We start from the raw sequence: 22138 nt of genomic DNA, 5'->3' as shown, positions 1-22138 counted from the left end.
TCACTTGAAAAGTTTGAAATATTCTATCCCAAAAGATTTGTCAATTTTTTGCCAGCCTCTGTCTTCTGCAAAACGATCTCCAATCCTTGCCTCAATCTGATTATATAACTCCGCAGATACTGGTAATTGATACCAGTTTTTGTCCTCGCCTAAAGCCAAAAAAAGTAATCGTTCAGCAGAAGCAGACAAGAAGTATAATTCGCTTATCTTAATTTCTTCTTGCTGCCACTCAAGTACTGCCAGTTTAACAACTTCCATTATTCTGTCATCCAAATTATGATCGTCCAGATGAATTTTCTCTATCATTTGGTTATTACTTGTTGTCAATCTTAATTTATATGATTCCGGTGCATTAAAAGAATTGAGCAGACCAGGCAATTTTGCCTGATCTGTCTGACTTTCTAGTTTAGGATCACACCATATCATAATTTTGTTATGCTCATCCTTAAATAGCATAGAGCTTGCAAGTAAATGTGTTCTTCCACAATTTCTGCAGTCAAATACCTGCAGTTTCTTTTTAAGAAGCTTTTCTTTTAGATCCGGATCTTCAACTGCATCAATTTCATCCCAGATAGTTATTTCTTCCTCATTTAAACAATAGGGGCAGGCTATATTTTCTTTGTGAAACAATGTCATTTGTTCTCAACCTCATCTTCTGATCCTAAAGGTTTATCTTCATTTATTTTTACTGCTTCTTTATTATCCTTGCTTCCTTTAGTTATAACGATTTTTTCATCAACAACATCAACTAATGCAAGATCTCCTTCAGCAATTATTCCATCTAAAAGAGCTTCCGAAAACTGATCCTCTACGAGTGATTGAATAACACGTCTCAAAGGTCTTGCTCCGAATGTGGGGTCATATCCCCTCTCCGAAAGCCATAACTTGGCATTTTCTGAAATAACTACTTGCAACCCTATTTCATTTATTCGCTTATAGAGACTTTTTAGCATTATATCAACAATGCTAAGCATTGAATTCTTATCCAACATTCTGAAGAATATTATTTCGTCTACTCTATTTATGAATTCGGGGTTAAAAGCTTTTTTTACTTCTTCCATCACAAGATTTTTAGCAGCATCAAAACTCTTGCCACCATAAAGATATGGTGCCGATCCATCATCGTTTTGATCTGATGTAATATCAAAGCCTATTTTACGTCCAGCAGAAGTAGTTAATAGCCTTGCTCCAATGTTCGAAGTCATAATTATGACTGTATTCTGAAAGCTTACAACTCGTCCCTGACTATCTGTCAGTCTACCATCTTCCATAATTTGCAATAAAGTATTAAAAACATCGGGGTGAGCTTTTTCTATTTCATCAAAAAGGACAACTGAATAAGGCTTTCTTCTTACTTTTTCAGTTAACTGTCCACCTTCTTCGTAACCAACATACCCTGGAGGCGAGCCAATTAATTTGCTAACGTCAAATTTTTCCATATATTCCGACATATCAATTCTAATCATAGAATTCTCTGAACCAAACAAAACCTCGGCCAATGCTCTTGCTAATTCAGTTTTCCCAACACCGGTGGTTCCGAGAAAAATAAAAGATCCAGTTGGTCTTTTGGGATCTTTAAGACCAAGCCTGCCTCTTCGGATAGCTTTTGCAATTGCAGTTACCGCTTCATCCTGCCCGATTACTCTTTTTCTTAATTCATCTTCCAGCTTTCTCAATTTTTCAGTATCATTTTCCGTCAATTTGCGTACAGGAATTCCAGTCCAGCTTGATACAATATCAGCAACCATGTTTTCATCAAGAATGAGCTGGTATTCTGTTTCATTATCTTTCCATTCTTTTTTTATCTGATCTATTTTTTGCATCAGTTTTATTTCTTCCTGTCTAAGTTGTGCTGCTTTTTCAAAATCTTCCTGATCAGCAGCATCTTTTTTTGTTTTAATAATTTCCTCAAGCTCTGTTTCGAGAGATTTCAGAGCTTCCGGTTCAGTGCTGGTATGTCCCATTCTCAATTTTGATGCTGATTCATCGATAAGATCAATTGCTTTATCAGGCAAAAAACGATCTGGTATGTATCTTACCGAAAGCTGCACGGCAGCTTCAACCGCCTTATCAGTTATTCTCACCTTATGGTGCTTCTCATATTTATCTCTTAAGCCTTTCATAATTTGTATAGCTTCTTCAGGAGTTGGTTCACCCACCGTAATCGGCTGGAAACGTCTTTCCAATGCAGAATCTTTTTCTATATGCTTTCTATACTCTTCCAGAGTAGTGGCACCTATAACCTGCATCTCTCCTCTTGCCAACAGTGGTTTTAATATATTAGCGGCATCCATGGCACCTTCAGCATTACCAGCCCCTATAATTGTATGAAGCTCATCAATAAAAAGAATTACATTTCCAGCTGAAATTACTTCATCCAGTGCTTTTTTTAATCTTTCTTCAAATTCGCCTCTATATTTTGAGCCTGCTAACATTCCTGTCATATCAAGTGCTACAAGTCTTTTTTTCCTAAGAAGCTCCGGCATATTTCCACTTATTATTTTTTGAGCAAGACCCTCGGCAATGGCCGTTTTGCCAACACCTGGTTCTCCTATGAGAACAGGGTTGTTCTTTGTGCGACGACAAAGTATTTGCATCACGCGGCTGATTTCTTCGTCTCGTCCAATTATTGGATCAAATCGCTTTTCGGCTGCTAATTTTGTTAGGTCACGTCCATATTTATCAAGAACCGGAGTCTTTTGTCCCTTATTGCTTTTCAAATTATTTTCTGCAGCAGAACTGTTCATATTATTTAAATTCTGGTTTATTTCTGCCAAATCCGGATCAGTTGTCTGTCTGCTATCTGTTGCAGATTCATCATATGTTGACTTACCGATACTCTCGGATAATGCTGCATATAACTTTTGGGAGTCTATCTGAGCAGCCTTAAGAACTCTTACCGCAACGCTTTCACCTTCGCGTATAATGCCCATAAGAATATGTTCTGGCTCCAAAACTGTCTGTTTTCTGTTTTGTGCCTCATAGGCTCCAAGTTCCACTACTCTTCTTGTTCTTGGAGTAAACATTGACATTATTTTATCGGCTTGAAGTTGTTCCTCTGGTTCTACTTCTTGAGGTTGTTGGTTTGTAAGTTGAACAAGTGCCGCCTGCACGTGTTCTATGCTCAATCCAGCTCTGGAAAGGGCTTCAAAGGCCATTCCACTTCCCTCAGATAAAATTCCTATCAAAAGATGTTCTGTTCCTATGTAATTAGTTTGATAAGCCTTAGCCGTTTGATATGCTATAGCCAATACAGCTCCTGTTCTTTCTGAAAATCTGAACATCATGTCTTTATCCTCCTCTTAACGTTTCTTTTAATTTGCTTTTATAACTGGTCAAAATATATTTCTTATCATCTCAGCTCGGCTAAGATCTCTTTCTTCAGCTGACATAGGCCTTCCATTCATCTTCTGAATACCTGCAGGCCCTAAATAGGCATAAAGTCTATTTATATCTGAAGCTGTGATGTCACGAATCAAGCCCAAAGCCAATCCTAGTCTGACATCTGAAAGTAAAGACATCGCTTCTTCTGCCGAAATGATTCTGGCATTATTTAAGATACCATATGACCGCATAATTCTGTCTTCAAGCACTGCTGTTCTATGCTTATATAATTCTCTTCTTATTTGTCTTTCCTGTTCAATCAGCTGTTGTACTATTCTTTTTAGATCATTAATCAGATCTTCTTCTGAAAATCCAAGTGTAAGCTGATTTGATATTTGATATAAATGCCCTTGACTTTTACTTCCTTCACCAAAATAGCCTCTGACAGCAAAACCTAATTTACTCAAGCTTTCAACAATATTTTTTATACTTCCTGCCATACTCATACCAGGCAAATGAACCATTACCGAAGCCCTCATACCTGTTCCTGTATTAGTAGGGCAGGCAGTAAGAAAACCATATTCTTCACAATATGCCAAAGAAAGTTTCTGTTCAAGCATTAATGATATCTCGGCAGCAGTCTGATAAGCATTTTCTAAGGCAAGACCAGCCCGCATCGATTGTATTCTTATATGATCTTCCTCATTTATCATAATTGAAACAGCTTCATCCTTACTGATAATAAGACCATGTTTTGTACCTGCTTTTGCAAATTGATCTGAAATGAGATGTTTCTCTGCCAGTGCAAGCCGTTCTTCATCAGTAAGATTTTCAAGACTAACTTTTAAATACTGTTTTTCCATAACTGGAGAGCAGCTGAAAAAAGCTGTTTCAACCTCATCTGCAACCTGAGCCGCCTGACGATGATCTAATTTATGTGGAAAAGGATATTGCGTCAGATCTCTGGCAAGTCTTATCCTACTGCTGATAGCTACATCGCTTTCCGGCCCCTGATCAATATACCATGTCATTCTGACTCACCTCCTTTTCCTTTGGAAGAGTCCTCTCCATTCGTATTATCGTTTTCTTCATAATTTTTAGAGTTATCAATTTCGCTGGACGCTTCAGACTTGCTTGGTAATTGAGCAGTCTTACAATTGTCAGCAATGTTTTGTTTTTCAATAATTGTAATCTGTTTTTGCAAATCACGTATCTCATCACGTAATTCTGCTGCTTTCTCGTACTCTTCTTTTTCTACATATTCCTGTAATTTATTTTTTAGATCTATCATTTGATGTCTATAAAGCAAAAGCTCTTGTTGTCCTGCTGTTTCACAAGCCTTTCTTCCTACATGTCTATTTCCACCTTGAACTCTGCGAAAAATAGCATCCAGACGATCCTCAAATGCTTTATAACAATTACTACATCCCAAAAGTCCTGATTTCCGAAACTCTTCATATCTTTGTCCACAAGAAGAACAAACAACAGGCTTTATTCCTGTATTTCCAAAAGCAGGAATTCCTCCGGCAGTATTGAAAATGCCCTGTGCTATAGAGCCAGATTTCAAAAATTCTTCAACATAGGGATTAAAAGAATTATTTATACCTGTCTCTTGTGCGCAATTTGCGCACAAGTGCTGTTCTTGCGTTTTGCCATTAATTGTTTGTGATATATGTAAAGTTGCTTCATTTTTTTTACAATTGTCACAACGCATTTTATTTCCTCCCCTAAGCTTTATATTTCAGCTTTATTTTTATTGGATCAGTTTACTTTGGAATATGTTTTGACTAATTAATTTTGTTATGCTTTACCCTTATAATTAAACTCGTCAACATATTTTTAAAAATTTTCATCCTTATCTGATCGCGGATATCTGGTTCAAGATCGGATAAAGCCTGATCAGAAACAGCTGCCAGAATAAGGTCGGCTATATTTTTACTTATAACTCCGTAATCAATAAAATTCCTTACCAACACGGTAGACTGATGCTGTGACAAATGATCACCTATATTATTCAAAGCATGCATCAAATAATTTGCTGGTGAATCGTGTACAACTCTTGATATCCTGATCCAGCCACCACCGCCTCTGCGGCTTTCTACAAGATATCCCTGCCCATTTGTAAATCTGGTAGTAAGTACATATGTAATTTGTGATGGAACACACTTTACTATATCAGCAAGTTCACTTCTTGTGATTTCCACACTTCCTTGATTCTGATCTATCATCTTTTTTAATATTGCTTCAATACTATCACTTATCCGAGCCATATTTTAGCCCCCTTAGACTTTGACTATCTTTGTCTTTAATTAAATTATATATATAACTATTAGTATGTCAAGCAGATCCTAACCAATTTTTATTTAATAACCTCTGTTACGTATTCAGAGAAGATTTTTTAAGTACATATTTCGAAATATCTAGCTTATAACTTCTTATTTTAACTACTACTTCATGCTATAATCTTATCTATGAAAGATAGAAAACACGGCAAAAAAGAAGATAATGGAATTAGAAATGTGACACCTGTTTTCCCTGAGCCGGCACCGCCATTAAGCAAATTTCAGCATATTGCAAATGGGGTTGCTATTGTTGTGGCTCTGATAATCCTGATCATAATAGCGATTAATGTAAATAACTGGATCAAAACTACAGAAATTGAGCAGAATGGATCAGATGCGTCAATAGGATCTGATAAGGCTGATTATTCTGAAAGCACGACGGAAATTTCTGAAAAAATTATTTCAAACAAAACTATTCTGGGAGATCCTCTTGCTGTTTCCCCAGTCAGTCTTTCCAGAGGTAAAAGTATTGTTGTAGGAATAGATGATGCTGTCGAAATTATAAATCCTATATATTCAAGCAGTGACGGCGAGAAAGATCTTGTATCTCTTATTTTTGAACCACTTATAAAATTAAATGATAATTATCAGCCCATGCCTGTTTTAGCTTCAAGCTGGCTTTTTGATCAATCGGCCAAAACCTTAACGTTTACTCTTAAACCAGGGCATTTTTTTCGTGATGGCAGAGCCGTTGATATAAATGATGTTATTTTCACTTACAATTGTCTAATATCGGGCTCCTACAATGGTCCATATAAAGGTAGATTTTCAGATATCATCTCGATAGAAAAAGGCGAAAAAGATGATTCTGTTATTTTTCAATTCAATCAGTCTGTAACTGATCCTGATTTTGCACTTTTTACCGTAGGCATTTTAAAAAGTGATTATTATGATTATTCAAGTGATAATGTATTTGAAATGTATAATGACAAAAAAGCTCCTGAAGGAAGTGGTGCTTTTGAATTAAAAGAATACAGCGAAGATGAAGTAGTAATTAATTTAAGACAAGGTTATGCAGGAGTAATCGAAGAAATAACATTTCAGAAAATTGCTTTGGAAGACAAATATGATTTACTCAAAGCCGGAAAACTTGATATAGTAAGAAACCAATGGAATGAACGTATGTATATACGCTCAGAATCTTTAAAACAATATACCTTTTATCCTTCAGCAAGCAAAATTGAATCGTACGCTTTGACTGGAAGAGGAGATCAGGCAAAAGTTCTAAATTCTACAGAAAAAAGAGCAGCTTTTTTAAGAGCTATAGCCAAACTCGATTTAAGTCAGTCGGAAGTTAATCTTTTGAATTCACTCGATGATACTATCGAATGGTATTATTTCAAGGGAGTAAATGATACTGTTGAACAGTACAATTTAAGCACAATCACTGATTTGTCGGCAGAACTTGAACGATTTAATATTAAAATACAGCCTGTTGCTGTTGACTGGCCTGAGATGGCCGCGATGGCTGAGTCTGGAAATTTTGACCTGATGCTTTTGCCTGCACCTTCAGATAATAGATTACCACAGGGAACAATCTTGTTAACCGATAATTATTCAGGATCTTCTCAAATCAATGCCTGGCCTGCCAGGAAAGAGAGTGAAGCAATAATTATTAATGCCAGAATTCTACAAATATCAATAGCCCAAAATGGTTACCCTTTATCTGCTTCAACAGCTAGCTGGACGGACAGGCTTGAAAATATAAGATTTTATGATCCTTCAGAAAACGAGGAAAGGCCGGAATTCTATGAAGAAGAGTGATTTTTTAGAAAAGTGTAAATCATTAGTATTGCTTGATGGTGCAACTGGCACTAATTTGCAATATGCAGGAATGCCATCAGGAGTATGTCCAGAAGCTTGGATTCTGGACAATCCCGATGTTCTGCAGCAATTGCAAAAATCATTTTATGAATCTGGAAGCAATGTTGTATACGCATTTAGTTTTGGTGCCAATAAAATAAAACTTGCAAGACATAATCTACCCGCTGATCAAAAAGATGTAATAGAAATGAATAAGCAGCTGGCTTCAATATCATGTCAAGTAAGAGATGACATGAAAGTGAAATATCCAGAAAAAGACTTTTGGGTAGCAGGCGACTTGTCTCCTACAGGATTATTCCTTAAACCGGCAGGCGATCTTGATTTTGATGATTTAGTTGAAATATACAAAGAGCAGGTTATTGGCCTTGAACAAGGTGGAGTTGATCTTTTTGTTGTTGAAACGATGATGGATTTAGCTCAGACTCGTGCAGCAGTTATTGCAATAAGAGAGGCAAGCAATCTACCAATAATGGTGTCTTTTACACTTGAAAAAAATGGCAGAACCTTATCAGGAAATTCTTTTGAAACATGCCTTTTATCCCTTGCCTGCCTTGACGTACAGGCAGTTGGACTGAACTGTTCCTCCGGACCTATGGAAATGGTTAAACATATGAGCATAGATTTTTCTTTAAGTACATGCGAGATTTTCGCCAAACCGAATGCAGGAGTTCCAAGCCTGGATAAAGATGGTAAAACAGTTTTTGATATGAATGAGGAAGAATTTGCTGAACAAATGCTTGCATTTCTGCCAATAGGGGTTAAACTCTTTGGTGGTTGCTGTGGAACAACTCCTGCTCATATCAAATCTTTGTATAAAAAATTGATAGAGAAAAAAACTATTTATAACAAAACTTGTACTCAAAAAAAAGTTTTGCCTCAATTTAGTAAGATATTGTCCAAAGAAGAAGAGAAAAAAGCTATAATTTCTTCTGGAAGAAATTATATAACACTCTCTGACAGAGAAAATTGGCCTATCATAATTTGCCATGATATTGCAGATATGGTTGATGATGTGCTTGATTACCTTGATGAAGATCCGGAAGCGATCTGCATTGATCTCAATCAGATAAAATTTGCAGAGCAATCTGATCTGATTGAGGCGCTCACTGATTTGCAGATGAACACCGCCGTACCTTTGATATTTAAATGTGATGATCAAAATCAAATAAGTGCTATTTCACGCTATTATAATGGCCTCACAGCTTTTATAACAAATAATGCTCCAGAAAATTTAAAAGCGTATTTGCTGACTAACAATTGATATTACAGATTAGATATATTTTCATTCTCTGAATAAAAATATGTCCAATCTGTATTCAGAAATTTTGCTATTTTTTTTGCTTTTGCTGGGGAAGGGTTTCTGCTGCCATTTTCAATTTGACAATAAAAGGTTCTTGATAAACCTGCAGCATCAGCAACCTGATCCTGTTTATAGTTCAATTCCTTTCTGACTTTAATCAGCCAGTATCTCTTTGCATTTTTGCCATTTATACTCAAAACCATACCTCATGCATTTTTATGTGGCGTATTGCAACATCATCATAATATATTCAGAAAGAATAATTGTCAAACGTCTACTTCTTAATCATTTGCCAGTTACAATTCGCAACATTGTGTTGCAGTTTGGAACATGATGTTTCATTATAAGAATGATTCATTTTTTGTTTAGTTAATGTTGCAATATGCAACATTAACAATTGTGAGGTTATTATGGACTTAGGTCAAAAACTTTATCAACTCAGAAAAGAAAAATCATTGACTCAGAAAGAGATTGCTAATTTATTAAATATCTCACGATCGACTTATACTCATTATGAAAAATCAACCAGAGAACCAGACCTGGCTATGTTAAACAAAATAGCCGGACTAATGGATGTTTCACTTGATTATCTGTGTGGTCTAAGCACCCAAAGAAAATCATCGCAGGTTCTTTTTAATTATATAAAAAGAACAAAAGAGGAATTCCCTGATTTAAAACTTTCTGACCTGAATCTTGAAGAATTAAGTGATTTTTCCGATTAAAAAGGGGCTGTCTCAAAATGAAAATTATGGGACGGCTCTTTTTTATGGCAAAAACGGGGGCTATATTCAACTGTGCATGCCGCTTAAAAAAGTTTTTCAGTTCAGATTCGCTCCTGAGCTTAATTTTGTACGCCATAAATTTGTTTTTTACTGGTTTTCCACAAAATTTACTTGTCCTGATTTGGTTTTCCAAATTTTTTAGCCTGTTTAGGCATGAAAAAAGAGCTATCTCTCACGTTCTTTCAAACAGTTTTGAGACAGCCCCTTCTTTTTTATTAAACTTAAATTGTTTTATTCTTCTATAAGATCAAAATTTTGTTCAACAACAGGCACAGCAGTTATATTTCTATAGCTTGTCATTCCTGTTCCTGCAGGTATCAGTTTACCAATAATTACATTTTCTTTTAGACCCAGAAGCGGATCAATTTTACCTTTTACAGCTGCGTCTGTCAGAACTCTTGTTGTTTCCTGGAACGATGCTGCCGAAAGGAAAGAATCAGTTGCAAGAGATGCCTTTGTTATACCTAAAAGAACTCTTTTGCCACTTGCTAATGTAAGTCCTTGTGCCGATACTCTGTCGTTCTCTCTTTCGAAATCAAACATATCAACAAGGCTTCCTGTCATAAGATCAGTGTCACCTGGATCATCTACTCTTATCTTACGCATCATCTGCCTGGTTATGATCTCAAGATGTTTATCATTTATCTCAACACCGTTATTCTTATAAACCTTTAAGACTTCACCAATAATATACTTCTGTACACCTCTAACACCTTTTATTCTCATAATATCATGAGGATTTACAGAACCATCAGTGAGTAAGTCTCCCTCTTCAATTGTATCACCTGTCTGCACCAGTAAAGGTGCACTTAAAGGAACAGCTATGGTTATTGTCTCTCCATCAGGAGCAGTAATTGTAATCTCGCGCTTACGCTTACTGGCTTCTTCTATTTTAACCACACCAGCTATTTCTGATATGATTGCCTGTCCTTTTGGTTTTCTGGCCTCAAACAGTTCTTCAACACGTGGCAAACCTTGAGTAATATCATCACCCGAAGCTATCCCTCCTGTATGGAAAGTACGCATCGTAAGCTGTGTGCCAGGTTCACCGATAGATTGAGCAGCCATGATACCTACGGCTTCACCACCAACTACAGGTTCAGCTGTTGCCAAATTCAATCCATAGCACTTACTGCAAACACCAACTCTGGCACGACATGTCAGAACCGAACGAATTGCAACTTTTTTAATCCCTAGATCAGAAATAGCAGCAGCCATTCTTGGCTTGATTATTGACTGTGCCTGCACCATGATCTCTCCTGTTTCAGGATTAATAATGTCTTTTGCAGCATATCTTCCACTGATTCTGTCTTCAAGAGATTCAACTATTCTTTTCTTATTGCCACCGCCAACAATAACAGAACCAACTTCTATATACTCTTCCGTACCACAGTCTTCTTCTCGTACAATAACATCCTGAGCAACGTCAACCAGTCTTCTGGTCAAATATCCTGAGTCAGCAGTTTTAAGAGCAGTATCTGACAGAGCCTTACGTGCACCGTGTGAAGATATAAAGAATTCGAGAACATTCATACCCTCACGCAAGTTTGACTTAATCGGTATTTCAATAGTTTTACCAGATGTATCTGTCATATTACCACGCATACCGGCAAGCTGTTTTATCTGATTAATATTACCTCTGGCGCCTGATTGTGACATCATATACACGGGATTGAATTTACCGAGATTATTTTTCAAAGCTTCCGTAATATCATCAGTTGTTCTGCGCCAGATTTCAACAACTGATTTATATCTGCCGTCATCATTAAGCAATCCACGTTCATGCTGACGATTAATATAGTCTACCTTTTGTTCAGCTTCATCAATAAATTTCTTTTTGACATCAGGAACAATCATATCGAATATGCCGATTGATATTCCACCTTTAGTTGAGTAGTGATAACCCAGAGATTTAATCTGGTCAAGAATCTTAGCTGTCTTTGTAATACCATGTGTATGTATGCAACGTTCTATTATCCTGCCAAGTTCTTTTTTGCCGGCAAGGAAATCACATTCAAGAACAAGTGCATTTTCTTCTTTACTACGATCCACAAAACCAAGATCTTGCGGAATAATCTCGTTAAAAATAAATCTACCTAGAGTACTCTCTACAAGTCCACTGTAAGTTTTACCATTTATGGTCTTCTTCTGACGGATTTTAACCCTGCTATGGAGAGCAGCTTCCTTGTCATCATAAGCCATTATAGCTTCTTCAAGGCTGGCGAATATTTTGCCCTCTCCTTTTTCACCTTCTTTGTCTATTGTCAAATAGTAACAGCCCATAACCATGTCCTGAGTAGGTACAGTAACAGGTTTACCATCTTGAGGTTTCAGAAGATTATTCGCAGATAGCATCAAAAATCTTGCTTCAGCTTGAGCTTCAGCAGAAAGAGGCACATGAACAGCCATCTGATCTCCATCAAAGTCTGCGTTATAAGCTGTACAAACAAGAGGATGAAGTTTTATCGCACGACCTTCAACAAGAACCGGTTCAAAAGCCTGTATGCCTAATCTATGAAGAGTAGGTGCACGGTTAAGCAGAACAGGATGATCTTTGATAACTTCTTCAAGCATGTCCCAAACAAGATCATTTGCCCGCTCTACAAGACGACGAGCAGTTTTTATATTATGCGCATGCCCTGCCTGTACTATTTTCTTCATTACAAAAGGCTTGAACAATTCCAAAGCCATCTCTTTAGGCAAACCACATTGATGCAATTTAAGCTCAGGTCCAACAACTATAACCGAACGACCAGAATAATCAACACGTTTTCCAAGCAGATTCTGACGGAAACGGCCTTGTTTACCTTTTAACATATCTGAAAGTGATTTCAGGGCACGATTTCCTGCACCTGTAACAGGTCTGCCACGGCGGCCATTATCAATAAGAGCATCCACAGCCTCTTGCAGCATCCTTTTTTCGTTTCTGACAATAATATCAGGTGCGCCCAACTGCAGTAGTTTATTAAGCCTGTTATTACGATTTATGACTCTTCTATACAGATCATTAAGATCTGAGGTTGCAAATCTGCCACCATCTAGCTGAACCATAGGTCTTAATTCCGGGGGCAGTACAGGCAAAACATCTAAAATCATCCAATCAGGATGATTTCCAGATTTCTTAAAAGCTTCTACAACTTCCAGTCTTTTAATTATTCTAACTTTTTTCTGACCACTAGCAGTTTTGAATTCTTCTCTCAATTCAGCTGCCATTTCATCAACTTTAATTGATGCAAGTAATTCTTTAACTGCTTCCGCACCCATTTTTGCACGGAAAGAATTTCTACCAAATTCTTCGATTGCTTCACGATATTCACGTTCATTAATGACCTGACGCAAAGAAAATCTAGTCATTCCGGGATCTATAACAACATAGGCGGCAAAATAAAGAACCTTTTCAAGATTACGTGGTGACATATCAAGAATAAGTCCCATTCTACTTGGAATTCCTCTGAAATACCAAATATGAGAAACAGGTGCAGCCAATTTTATATGGCCTAATCTCTCACGTCTTACTTTGGACTTTGTTACCTCAACACCACAGCGATCACAAACTATTCCTTTGTATCTGATTTTTTTATATTTACCACAATGACATTCCCAGTCTTTTGTAGGGCCAAATATTTTCTCACAAAACAAACCGTCTCTTTCAGGTTTTAAAGTACGGTAATTAATAGTTTCGGGTTTTTTAACCTCACCGCGCGACCATTCCAGAATTTTTTCCGGTGATGCCAGGCTTATACCAATGGCCTCAAAATTGTTCATTTCAAACATGATGCGCTGTCTCCTTCCGCATAACAGAAAATATCCGGCAGGTTTAACATCAAAATGTTCCACCTGCCAGTTATCAGTTTATAACTCTAAATCAGTCTTCGTCACGATCGTCGGTATCGCCAATCGCCAGATCAACAAAGCCGGCAAAACTATCGTTATCATTGTCTTCATCCTGGTAATCAGAAGATACTCCGCCTTCTGCATCCAGTACTCCTTCAGAAAAACCGGCAGCAGCCAGATTTTCATTGACAGACGAGGTTGTTCCCATTAACTCATCAAGCTTATTGCGATCAATTTCAGGGACATCATTTTCTTCGTCAACCGACTCTTTGATAGCTATAATCTGTCTCTCATCTGTAAATAACTGAACATCAAGAGAAAGACTTTGCAGCTCTTTTACCAATACCTTAAAGGATTCAGGCACACCGGCTTCAGGTACACTCTCACCTTTTACGATAGCTTCATAAGTTTTTGTTCTTCCTGAAATATCATCTGACTTAACAGTTAATATCTCTTGCAGAGTATAACTTGCACCATATGCTTCAAGAGCCCAGACTTCCATCTCTCCAAAACGCTGTCCGCCAAACTGTGCTTTACCACCCAATGGTTGCTGTGTAACAAGAGAGTATGGGCCAATGGAACGTGCATGTATTTTATCGTCAACAAGATGTAGAAGTTTAAGGTAATACATTATACCTACAGTCACCCTGTTTTCAAAAGGATCTCCTGTACGACCATCAAAGAGAATAGTTTTACCATCTTCATCCATGCCTGCAAGTCTAAACGCTTCACTAACATCTTCTTCAGTAGCACCATCAAAAACAGGAGTTGCAATTTTCCAACCTAATTTGCGGGCTGCAAGACCAAGATGAACTTCCAGAAGCTGTCCGATATTCATACGCGAGGGAACGCCCAGAGGATTCAATACAATATCCAGTGGTGTCCCATCTGGCATAAACGGCATATCTTCCTCAGGTAATATACGAGAAATAACACCTTTATTACCATGTCTACCTGCCATTTTATCACCAACAGAAATTTTTCGTTTCTGAGCGATATATACACGAACCAACTTATTCACGCCATGCTTGAGATCATCGTCATTCTCACGTGTAAATACTTTTACATCAACAATGATGCCTGACTCACCATGCGGCACACGAACCGATGTATCTCGAACTTCTCTTATTTTTTCACCAAAAATCGCTCTATAAAGGCGTTCTTCAGCGGTAAGCTCTGTCTCACCTTTAGGTGTAACTTTACCTACAATAATATCGCCCGCTCTTACCTCGGCGCCGATCCTGATAATACCATTTTCGTCCAGATCCTTAAGAGCTTCATCACCTACATTGGGTATTTCCCTTGTTATCTCCTCAGGACCCAGTTTAGTGTCTCTGGCTTCACATTCATATTCTTCAATATGTATTGAAGTGTAGACATCATCTCTTACTAAACGTTCATTAATAAGAACAGCATCTTCATAGTTGTAGCCTTCCCAAGTCATAAAGCCGATAAGAACATTGCGTCCTAAAGCTATTTCACCATTATCTACAGAAGGACCATCTGCTATGATATCCCCAGCTTCTACTTTGTCACCAACTCTAACAAGAGGATGCTGATTAATACAGGTTCCCTGATTTGAGCGTTGGTATTTTGTCAGATTATACGTATCATGCCCTAGACTTCCAGTTTTTATAACTATTTTATCTGAACCTACATATTCAACTACACCAGACTGCCTAGCTACTGCGCATACACCTGAGTCTTTTGCAGCTCTATGCTCCATCCCGGTACCAATTATCGGAGATTCGGTATTAATGAGAGGAACAGCTTGTCTTTGCATGTTTGAACCCATCAAAGCACGGTTAGCATCGTCATTACCCAAAAAAGGAATTAATGCAGTCGCAACCGAAACAAGCTGTTTCGGAGATACGTCCATCAAATCAACTTTTGCCGGCTCCATCTCAATAAATTTATCAAGATATCTACAAACAACTTTTTTAGCAACAAATCTACCTTGCTCATCTAAAGGTTCATTCGCCTGAGCAATATTAAAATAATCTTCCTGATCAGCTGTCATGTATTTTACTTCTCTTGTAACGATACCTTTCTCTTTATCATAAACACGATAAGGAGTCTCAATAAAGCCATATCTATTTACACGAGCATATGTAGCAAGTGAGTTGATCAGACCGATATTAGGACCTTCAGGAGTTTCAATAGGACACATGCGTCCATAATGCGATGAATGTACGTCTCGAACTTCAAAATTAGCACGTTCACGAGAAAGTCCACCAGGACCTAAAGCCGACAAACGCCGTTTGTGTGTTAACTCAGCTAGAGGATTTGGTTGATCCATAAACTGTGACAACTGGCTGGAACCGAAGAATTCCTTAACAGCGGCACTTACAGGTCTGGTATTTACTATTTGCTGAGGTGTTGCAGTAGCCATGTCTGTTAAAGTTCCCATGCGCTCACGAACAACTCTTTCCATTCTGGAAAAACCCACTCTGATCTGGTTCTGAAGCAATTCACCTACTGATCTGATACGTCTGTTACCAAGATGATCAATATCATCTTTCTCCCCAATACCATACTCAAGACCTATTGTATAACTAACCGTTGCAACAATATCTTCAACAGTAAGATGCTTAGGCATCAACTCAGAAACATTATTCATCAGTAATTCTTTTAAGCGTGCAACGGGTTTATCTGATCCTTGAGCCTCCTGAATAATCTGTCTAAGAACATTGGTACGAACCAGTTCTGTAACCCCTAATGACTTAACATCCAGATCACCGATTTCGTCAGTTGAGAAATGGCGCAACAAGAACAAACCGGCATCAACACGGTTATTACCAATTACTTTAAGCTTATTCTCGAGCTGAGTTACAGTATCACCAATTACCAGCATCGGGTAAACCGTTACATCATTAATCCCACTTTGCTGAATGGCTTGTGCAATATCTGCAGTGATAATATCACCTTCCGAGATAAGCAGTTCACCATCTTCATCTACAATGTTTTCAGAAGCCTTGTGTCCAACCAGTCTGGCTGCAAGGCTAAGCTTTTTATTAATCTTATATATACCTACACGAGCAAGATCATATCTTTTGGGATCAAAAAACATGTTATGAAGCAATGTTTCCGCACCCTCTACTGATACAGGCTCACCAGGTCGCAATTTCTTATACAGTTCTTGCAGACCCTCTTCACGATTTCGACAGCCATCTTTTAGCATTGTCTGCATCAAGCTGTTTTCTTCACCGAAAGTTTCAATAATTTGCTCATTAGTACCAAAGCCCAAAGAACGCAAAAAGATAGTTAGATGAAACTTTCTTGTTCTATCTACACGTACCCAAAGCAAGTCATTGCCATCAGTCTCATACTCCAGCCATGCTCCCCTGTTTGGAATAACCTGGCTTGAGTACAGTTCTTTGTCATTTTTGTCACGAGCAATATCAAAATATGCACCCGGTGACCTTACCAGCTGACTGATAATAACACGTTCTGCACCATTAATAATGAAGGTACCGTTATCAGTCATAATGGGGAATTCCCCAATATAGATCTGCTGATCCTTCAGAATATCATCCTTCTTATTATGCAGTCTTACTTTTACACGTAAAGGAGCTGCATAATTAGCATCTCTTTCTTTGCAATCTTCAATAGAGTAGGTAGGGCTGGTGATATCAAACTCTTTATCAATAAAGGATAATTCGATGTCACCAGAATAATCGGTTATCGGCGAGACATCTCGCAGCACTTCCATTAGACCTTCATCTATAAACCACTGGTAGCTGCTCTTTTGAATCTCTATCAGATTCGGGATATCGATGACTTCATCAATTCTCGAATAGGACATTCTTTCGGCTCTTCCCAACTTGACGGGACGCACCATCAACGATCACCTCACGCATATTCCGGCCTGGCCGTTTATTGTGAACCGCAACAAAAAGATTGACGGTTCTACTTCAGATGTTATAATTGACATAACACGAGATCTTTTGCGCATAATCTGGCGGGCAGACGATATGCCTCCAACTTATGACGCGTTATAAAATAATAGCACTACAGAGACTAAGTGTCAACGAGATTTGGCACTTTTTTTATGTCCATTTTTTTACATGATTTGTATAATTTCACGAAGATTATCTGATAAAAAAAGAGCAGTCTTAATCTCGACTGCTCTTAAAGTCCGAATAATTCAGGTTGTAAATCGATAACCAAATGAATTAATTGAGTATGGATAGTTAATCAAAGATTCTTCTACGTATTTTTCATATGCCTGCGAACGCAATTCCGATTCTATTCTTATATGGCGATCAGAGTCGCCCGATGTGCCGGCATAATACATTATATGGAAACCATAATCGGTCTGAACAATATCTGTATCACCAACTTTTCTTCCTGATTCAAACAACCAATGCTCAAATTCAGCAACCATTTGACCTGGATAGATCCCTTCAATTAGCCCACCGTTAGCCGCACTGGAATCTAATGAATGTTCTTTGGCAAGCTCAGCAAAAGATTCCTGTGATTTATCGCCTGCAAGATATTCCGCATAAATTGACTCGGCTGTTTCTTTTGCCTCTGCAATTTCGGCAGCCTCAGCGTTGTTCCGGTCTGCACTAATCAATATATGATTGGCATTTACGTAGGAAAAATCTGACTCGCTTCTTTCCAGAAACAAAATAACCTGATAACCGGCGCTGGCTTCAATAATAGTTTTATCATTTTCAGACCTGCCAGAATCAAACAACCAATCTGAAGCATCTGAGCCTGATATCGAGCTTTTGAGTTTCAGTATAAGTTTACTTTTATCGGAAGACTCATAAGAAAGACGCTCATCATCATCAGCAGCAAAATCTATGCATGCCTGCTTGAAAGATTCATCATCACTAACAGCCGAGAGCATTTCACTTGCCTTTTCCTTTGCTTCTAACATTGCAGCTTCTTTTTCTTCATCTGTTGAATCTGAATCATAATCAGCTTTTACAGTAAAAAGTCTATATGAAACACGATCATAATTATCTTTGTTTTCCTGGTAATAATTTTCTATTTCATCGTCTTCAAAAGTAAAGGATGCTTGTTTTTCTGTGCTGTATTTCTGCGCAAGCAGGTATCTTTCAAGTATAGGCTGCATAGAATCTTTGCTTGCGCCTCTACCGAACAGTGACACTAAATATGCATTTGTGCTTATTTCCTGCTGGGCAGCGTTTGTTTCAATCTGCGTATAGAAATCATCAATGACTGCTCTATCCTCATCATCCAGAGAAAGGCCGTCCTGCTTTGCCATACTTGCGAGCATTACATTCATCTGAGCCTGTTGGGCAGCAACATCTTTAATGTAATCTTCTACTGTTTCATAGCCTTCTATACCGCTATCAGATTTTAAGGTCTGCGCACTTGCCGGATCATTAGGATCCAGCTGGAACTGTCCTGCCAGATTATGATAATAATAGTTAAATTCAACCACTTTAATGTTTTCATCACCAACCGTCATTGCTGCAAGATGCTGTTGAGGCAGACCCAATCTTACAGCTCCCCACAGGCCGGCAACAAGCAGAAGCACAACAAGTACGGCAATTGTTATTACCGCAGCTAAACGGCTTCCAGATCTGACCGGTTTTTTGCCGCCATTTTTCGACTTCATCTGAGCCAGACGAGCTTTGCGTTCTTCACGCATTTCTTCTGCTTTCCACTTTTTCTGGCTTTCTGTAGTATCTTTCATACTTAAATCCGTCCTTTGTTTTAGATAAATATCGATTCTGTTGGGAATCGATTATGTAATGTGTCATAATCACACGTCATTATACACAAGCATTTTGGTCAATTCAATCGTTATATTACGAAAATATTATGTCGTAAATATGACAGCTTTAATGATTCTTCTTGCGTGAAGGCGCTTTAAAGCCAAGTTCGGCAGCTTTTTTGTAAAAACTGGTACTTCGCAAACCACTACGATTTGCAGCTTCTTGACCATTTATTTCCCCATTTGTCCAGTCCTGACATATTCTTCTAAAATCAGCCGGAACAGAAACCGGAGGCCTGCCTATTCTTCTTCCTTGATTACGAGCAGTCTGAATTCCCATTTTTTTTCTTTCAGATTGCCATTTATAATCAATTTCGGCAAAAGCCGTTAGAACTTTTAGAGCTTGTCTTCCTGCCGGACTTCTAGTGTCAATATTCTCCTGAAGAAGAATCAGTTCTGCACCACTTTGCAGAACTTTGTCGGCAGTTATTAAAAAATCTCTGGTATTATCACAAAACCGATCTGCAGCTGCAACATAAACAAGATCGCCTTGCTGAAGTAAAGATAGTAGTCTTTTTCTTTGTTCCCTGACAATCTTTCCATTGTTAATCTGATCAACAAAAATTCTTGTAAAATCACCCATCGGATCAAGAAGCAAAGCCTGTCTACTAACATCAGTCTCTTCACAATCAAGTTTCATATACCCATACCTAGCCATTATTTATTCACCACCCAATCATAAAGATCCATCGCTTTATTAATCCAGATATCTGGATTATGCTTAAGCAAATCTTCTTTTGGCATTCTTGTCCAGTCAACAATAGCAGCCTTACAACCAGCGTTTTTTGCACATAGCAAATCATGAACACTGTCACCAACATAGACCACCCTCCGGGGGTCAGTAAGGTCTAAATCATGCATTGCTTTAATCAGTGGTTCAGGATCAGGCTTATGCTTTTTTGTTGCTTCTTTGGCTTGTATAAGATCAAAATATTTTAAAAGATTAAAAGGCTTTAAGCTTGCAATCGCTGAATCAGTTCTTTTAGAAGTAACAATCCCTGTTTTCATGCCTGTATACTTCAAGTGTTCCAAAAGCTCAATTATACCTACAAAAAGGCCAATATGAGATGGCAATAATTGATGATTATAATCTGTATATGTTTTAATTATTGACTTTGATTCTTCGGGTGAAAGTTTAGAAAAAACATCTTCAAGTGGGACTCCTATCCCTGCTAAGATTTCTTTTTCATCAACAACATGTCCAAAATGTTTCTTATACGCAAACTGAAAACTTTCAATGATCAAAGGTATGGTATCAAGAATAGTCCCATCCATATCGAATAGTATTCCGTCAAACTTATATTTTTCGTCAATCAAACTCTTTCTTACCCTCTTCCTTGCCTTCTGGAAAAACTTTAACTTCTACAAGAGAAACTCGTTTTTCCTCCATACTCATGACTTTCAATCTGAAATTTTTATACCTTACCTCTGGAAACTCGTTTTCTTCAGGAATTCTGCCAAGAAGACTAAGCATTAAACCTGCCAGAGTATCGTAATCCTCATCTGGGAAATCGAACCCTATCACATCTGAAACTTCATCTAAAGGGGTTAATCCTGATATGACATAAGTAAGGTCATCTTTTCTAATTATATCCTGTTCTTCATCATCATATTCATCCTGAATACTGCCAAAAACCTCTTCCATCAGATCTTCTAAAGTAACTATACCGGCAGTCCCTCCGTATTCATCTATGACAACTGCCATTTGTGCATGTTCTTTTTGCATTTCCCTGAACAAAACATCTATTGTTTTAGATTCAGGCACAATATAGGGATCTCTTATCATTTTCTTTAAGGAAAAAGGTTGATCAAGACCCTCTGCAACATGATAAATCAGATCCTTTATATGAAGAATACCGATTATATTATCGATAGTTTCTTCATACACAGGTATTCTGGTATATTTTTCACTTATAGCTACTTCCATAACTTCTGAGTAATCAGATTCTACATCCAACGAAACTATACTTGTTCTGTGTGTCATTATTTCCGAGACAGCTTTGTCGTTAAACTCAAAAATATTTTCAATAAGAACACTCTCTTCATCATCTATATTCCCGGATTCACGACCTACATCAACCATCATACGAATTTCTTCTTCAGTAACAGTTTTGTCTGTGCCACTTGGATCAACACCTAAAATTCTTAAAACAAAATTTGTTGATTTAGTAAGAATAAAAACAAAAGGACGTAAAATTATTCCAGCAGCACTTATGATAACAGAAACTGATCTGGCAAACTTTTCAGGATAAGATTGAGCCAATCTTTTTGGCAACAGCTCCCCAAAAACTAAAGAAAAGTATGTCAGAAAAATAATTATGGCAAAGGCTATGACTATTTTAAGCCAATTAGCATCATAATTAAAAGCTAAGTATATTTGATCTGTAAATCGTAATACAGCATAAGCTGCCGAAGAAAATCCAGTTAAAGTTATAGCAACCCTTATGGTTGCCATAAACGCACCAGGCTCACTAATAATCTTGCATAAACGAGCGGCTCTTTTGTCACCTTGTTCAGCTTGCTTACTTATTTTATTATCGTTCAATGATATTATCGCCAGCTCAGCTGCGGCAAAAAAAGCGGTTAAAGCCACAAGTAGCATTACAACTAAAAAATCCAGCCAAGGGAAGCTAGTTGAACCCGTCCCAGCAGACATGGCAAAATGAATCAAACCAGGACAACTGTAGTCAATCACAGCAATTACTCCTCTATTTGTGCATATAATTATATACATTTTAAAAATGACAGCAACGTCCCAAAACTCTTTTGACTTAAAATTTTTTTTGTTTTAAGACGATATCAATATAACAGGTTTACTTTTTCAAAGCAATATCGCTAGTGGCAATGCTGCTTATTAAATAATAAGTATTATGCACTTAAAAAGCCTTATGTTACAACCAAAAGCAAATTTAAGAATCAAATTTTGAAAATGTCATATAACTTGTCACGATTAATTATTTGGCACTATTTGACACTG

15 protein-coding genes are annotated in these 22138 nt (G+C 37.6%); 3 read left to right on the top strand and 12 right to left on the bottom strand.

From position 1 onward, the window contains the following. The 5 genes from AC0KSB_RS01020 to AC0KSB_RS01000 form a co-directional block, all read right to left on the bottom strand. Nucleotides 1–636, bottom strand: coding sequence for a CpXC domain-containing protein (locus tag AC0KSB_RS01020; RefSeq protein ID WP_472305836.1), 636 nt, complete (start codon nt 634–636; stop codon nt 1–3). Next, nucleotides 633–3287, bottom strand: coding sequence for an ATP-dependent Clp protease ATP-binding subunit (locus tag AC0KSB_RS01015; protein ID WP_472305834.1), 2655 nt, complete (start codon nt 3285–3287; stop codon nt 633–635). Before AC0KSB_RS01015 ends, AC0KSB_RS01020 begins: the two co-directional genes overlap by 4 nt. 48 nt (nt 3288–3335) lie before the next feature. Beyond that, nucleotides 3336–4355: a protein arginine kinase gene (locus AC0KSB_RS01010; protein ID WP_472305832.1), complete on the bottom strand. Its 1020-nt coding sequence runs from the start codon at nt 4353–4355 to the stop codon at nt 3336–3338. Beyond that, nucleotides 4352–5038 (bottom strand): UvrB/UvrC motif-containing protein, encoded by a 687-nt coding sequence (locus tag AC0KSB_RS01005; RefSeq protein WP_472305830.1) that lies wholly within the window; start codon nt 5036–5038, stop codon nt 4352–4354. The genes AC0KSB_RS01010 and AC0KSB_RS01005 overlap by 4 nt, the downstream gene beginning before the upstream one ends. A 73-nt stretch (nt 5039–5111) precedes the next feature. Beyond that, a complete protein-coding gene (locus AC0KSB_RS01000) occupies nt 5112–5594 on the bottom strand; it encodes a CtsR family transcriptional regulator (RefSeq protein ID WP_472305828.1) in 483 nt (160 codons plus the stop codon). A gap of 201 nt (nt 5595–5795) precedes the next feature. On the opposite strand from AC0KSB_RS01000, the gene AC0KSB_RS00995 reads away from it, so the two are divergent. Both AC0KSB_RS00995 and AC0KSB_RS00990 read left to right on the top strand, forming a co-directional pair. Then, a complete protein-coding gene (locus tag AC0KSB_RS00995) occupies nt 5796–7430 on the top strand; it encodes an ABC transporter substrate-binding protein (RefSeq protein WP_472305826.1) in 1635 nt (544 codons plus the stop codon). Continuing rightward, a complete protein-coding gene (locus AC0KSB_RS00990; RefSeq protein ID WP_472305824.1) occupies nt 7417–8751 on the top strand; it encodes a homocysteine S-methyltransferase family protein in 1335 nt (444 codons plus the stop codon). Before AC0KSB_RS00995 ends, AC0KSB_RS00990 begins: the two co-directional genes overlap by 14 nt. 2 nt (nt 8752–8753) lie before the next feature. Here AC0KSB_RS00990 and AC0KSB_RS00985 read toward each other — a convergent pair whose 3' ends face one another. Continuing rightward, entirely contained in the window at nt 8754–8987 is a 234-nt protein-coding gene (locus tag AC0KSB_RS00985) for a helix-turn-helix transcriptional regulator (protein ID WP_472305822.1), read from the bottom strand. A 213-nt stretch (nt 8988–9200) separates the two neighbouring features. Here AC0KSB_RS00985 and AC0KSB_RS00980 point away from each other — a divergent pair, with 213 nt between their 5' ends. Continuing rightward, entirely contained in the window at nt 9201–9512 is a 312-nt protein-coding gene (locus AC0KSB_RS00980) for a helix-turn-helix domain-containing protein (protein WP_472305820.1), read from the top strand. Nucleotides 9513–9803: 291 nt separating this feature from the next. Here AC0KSB_RS00980 and rpoC read toward each other — a convergent pair whose 3' ends face one another. The 6 genes from rpoC to AC0KSB_RS00950 form a co-directional block, all read right to left on the bottom strand. Further along, nucleotides 9804–13346 (bottom strand): DNA-directed RNA polymerase subunit beta', encoded by a 3543-nt coding sequence (gene rpoC / locus AC0KSB_RS00975; RefSeq protein WP_472305818.1) that lies wholly within the window; start codon nt 13344–13346, stop codon nt 9804–9806. A gap of 91 nt (nt 13347–13437) precedes the next feature. After that, nucleotides 13438–17247 (bottom strand): DNA-directed RNA polymerase subunit beta, encoded by a 3810-nt coding sequence (rpoB, locus tag AC0KSB_RS00970; protein WP_472305816.1) that lies wholly within the window; start codon nt 17245–17247, stop codon nt 13438–13440. Nucleotides 17248–17553: 306 nt separating this feature from the next. Then, nucleotides 17554–19080 (bottom strand): peptidylprolyl isomerase, encoded by a 1527-nt coding sequence (locus tag AC0KSB_RS00965; protein WP_472305814.1) that lies wholly within the window; start codon nt 19078–19080, stop codon nt 17554–17556. A 148-nt stretch (nt 19081–19228) separates the two neighbouring features. Next, nucleotides 19229–19819 carry a recombinase family protein gene (locus AC0KSB_RS00960; protein WP_472305812.1) on the bottom strand — a complete coding sequence of 197 codons (591 nt, stop codon included), beginning with the start codon at nt 19817–19819 and terminating at the stop codon, nt 19229–19231. Continuing rightward, nucleotides 19819–20478 (bottom strand): HAD family hydrolase, encoded by a 660-nt coding sequence (locus AC0KSB_RS00955; protein WP_472305810.1) that lies wholly within the window; start codon nt 20476–20478, stop codon nt 19819–19821. Before AC0KSB_RS00955 ends, AC0KSB_RS00960 begins: the two co-directional genes overlap by 1 nt. Further along, nucleotides 20471–21856 carry a hemolysin family protein gene (locus AC0KSB_RS00950; protein ID WP_472305808.1) on the bottom strand — a complete coding sequence of 462 codons (1386 nt, stop codon included), beginning with the start codon at nt 21854–21856 and terminating at the stop codon, nt 20471–20473. The genes AC0KSB_RS00955 and AC0KSB_RS00950 overlap by 8 nt, the downstream gene beginning before the upstream one ends. Nucleotides 21857–22138 lie beyond the last annotated feature (282 nt).

The organism is Ercella succinigenes (assembly GCF_900002895.1).
Note: the sequence above shows the minus strand (reverse complement) of the source record. Positions and strands in the feature narration are given on the sequence as shown.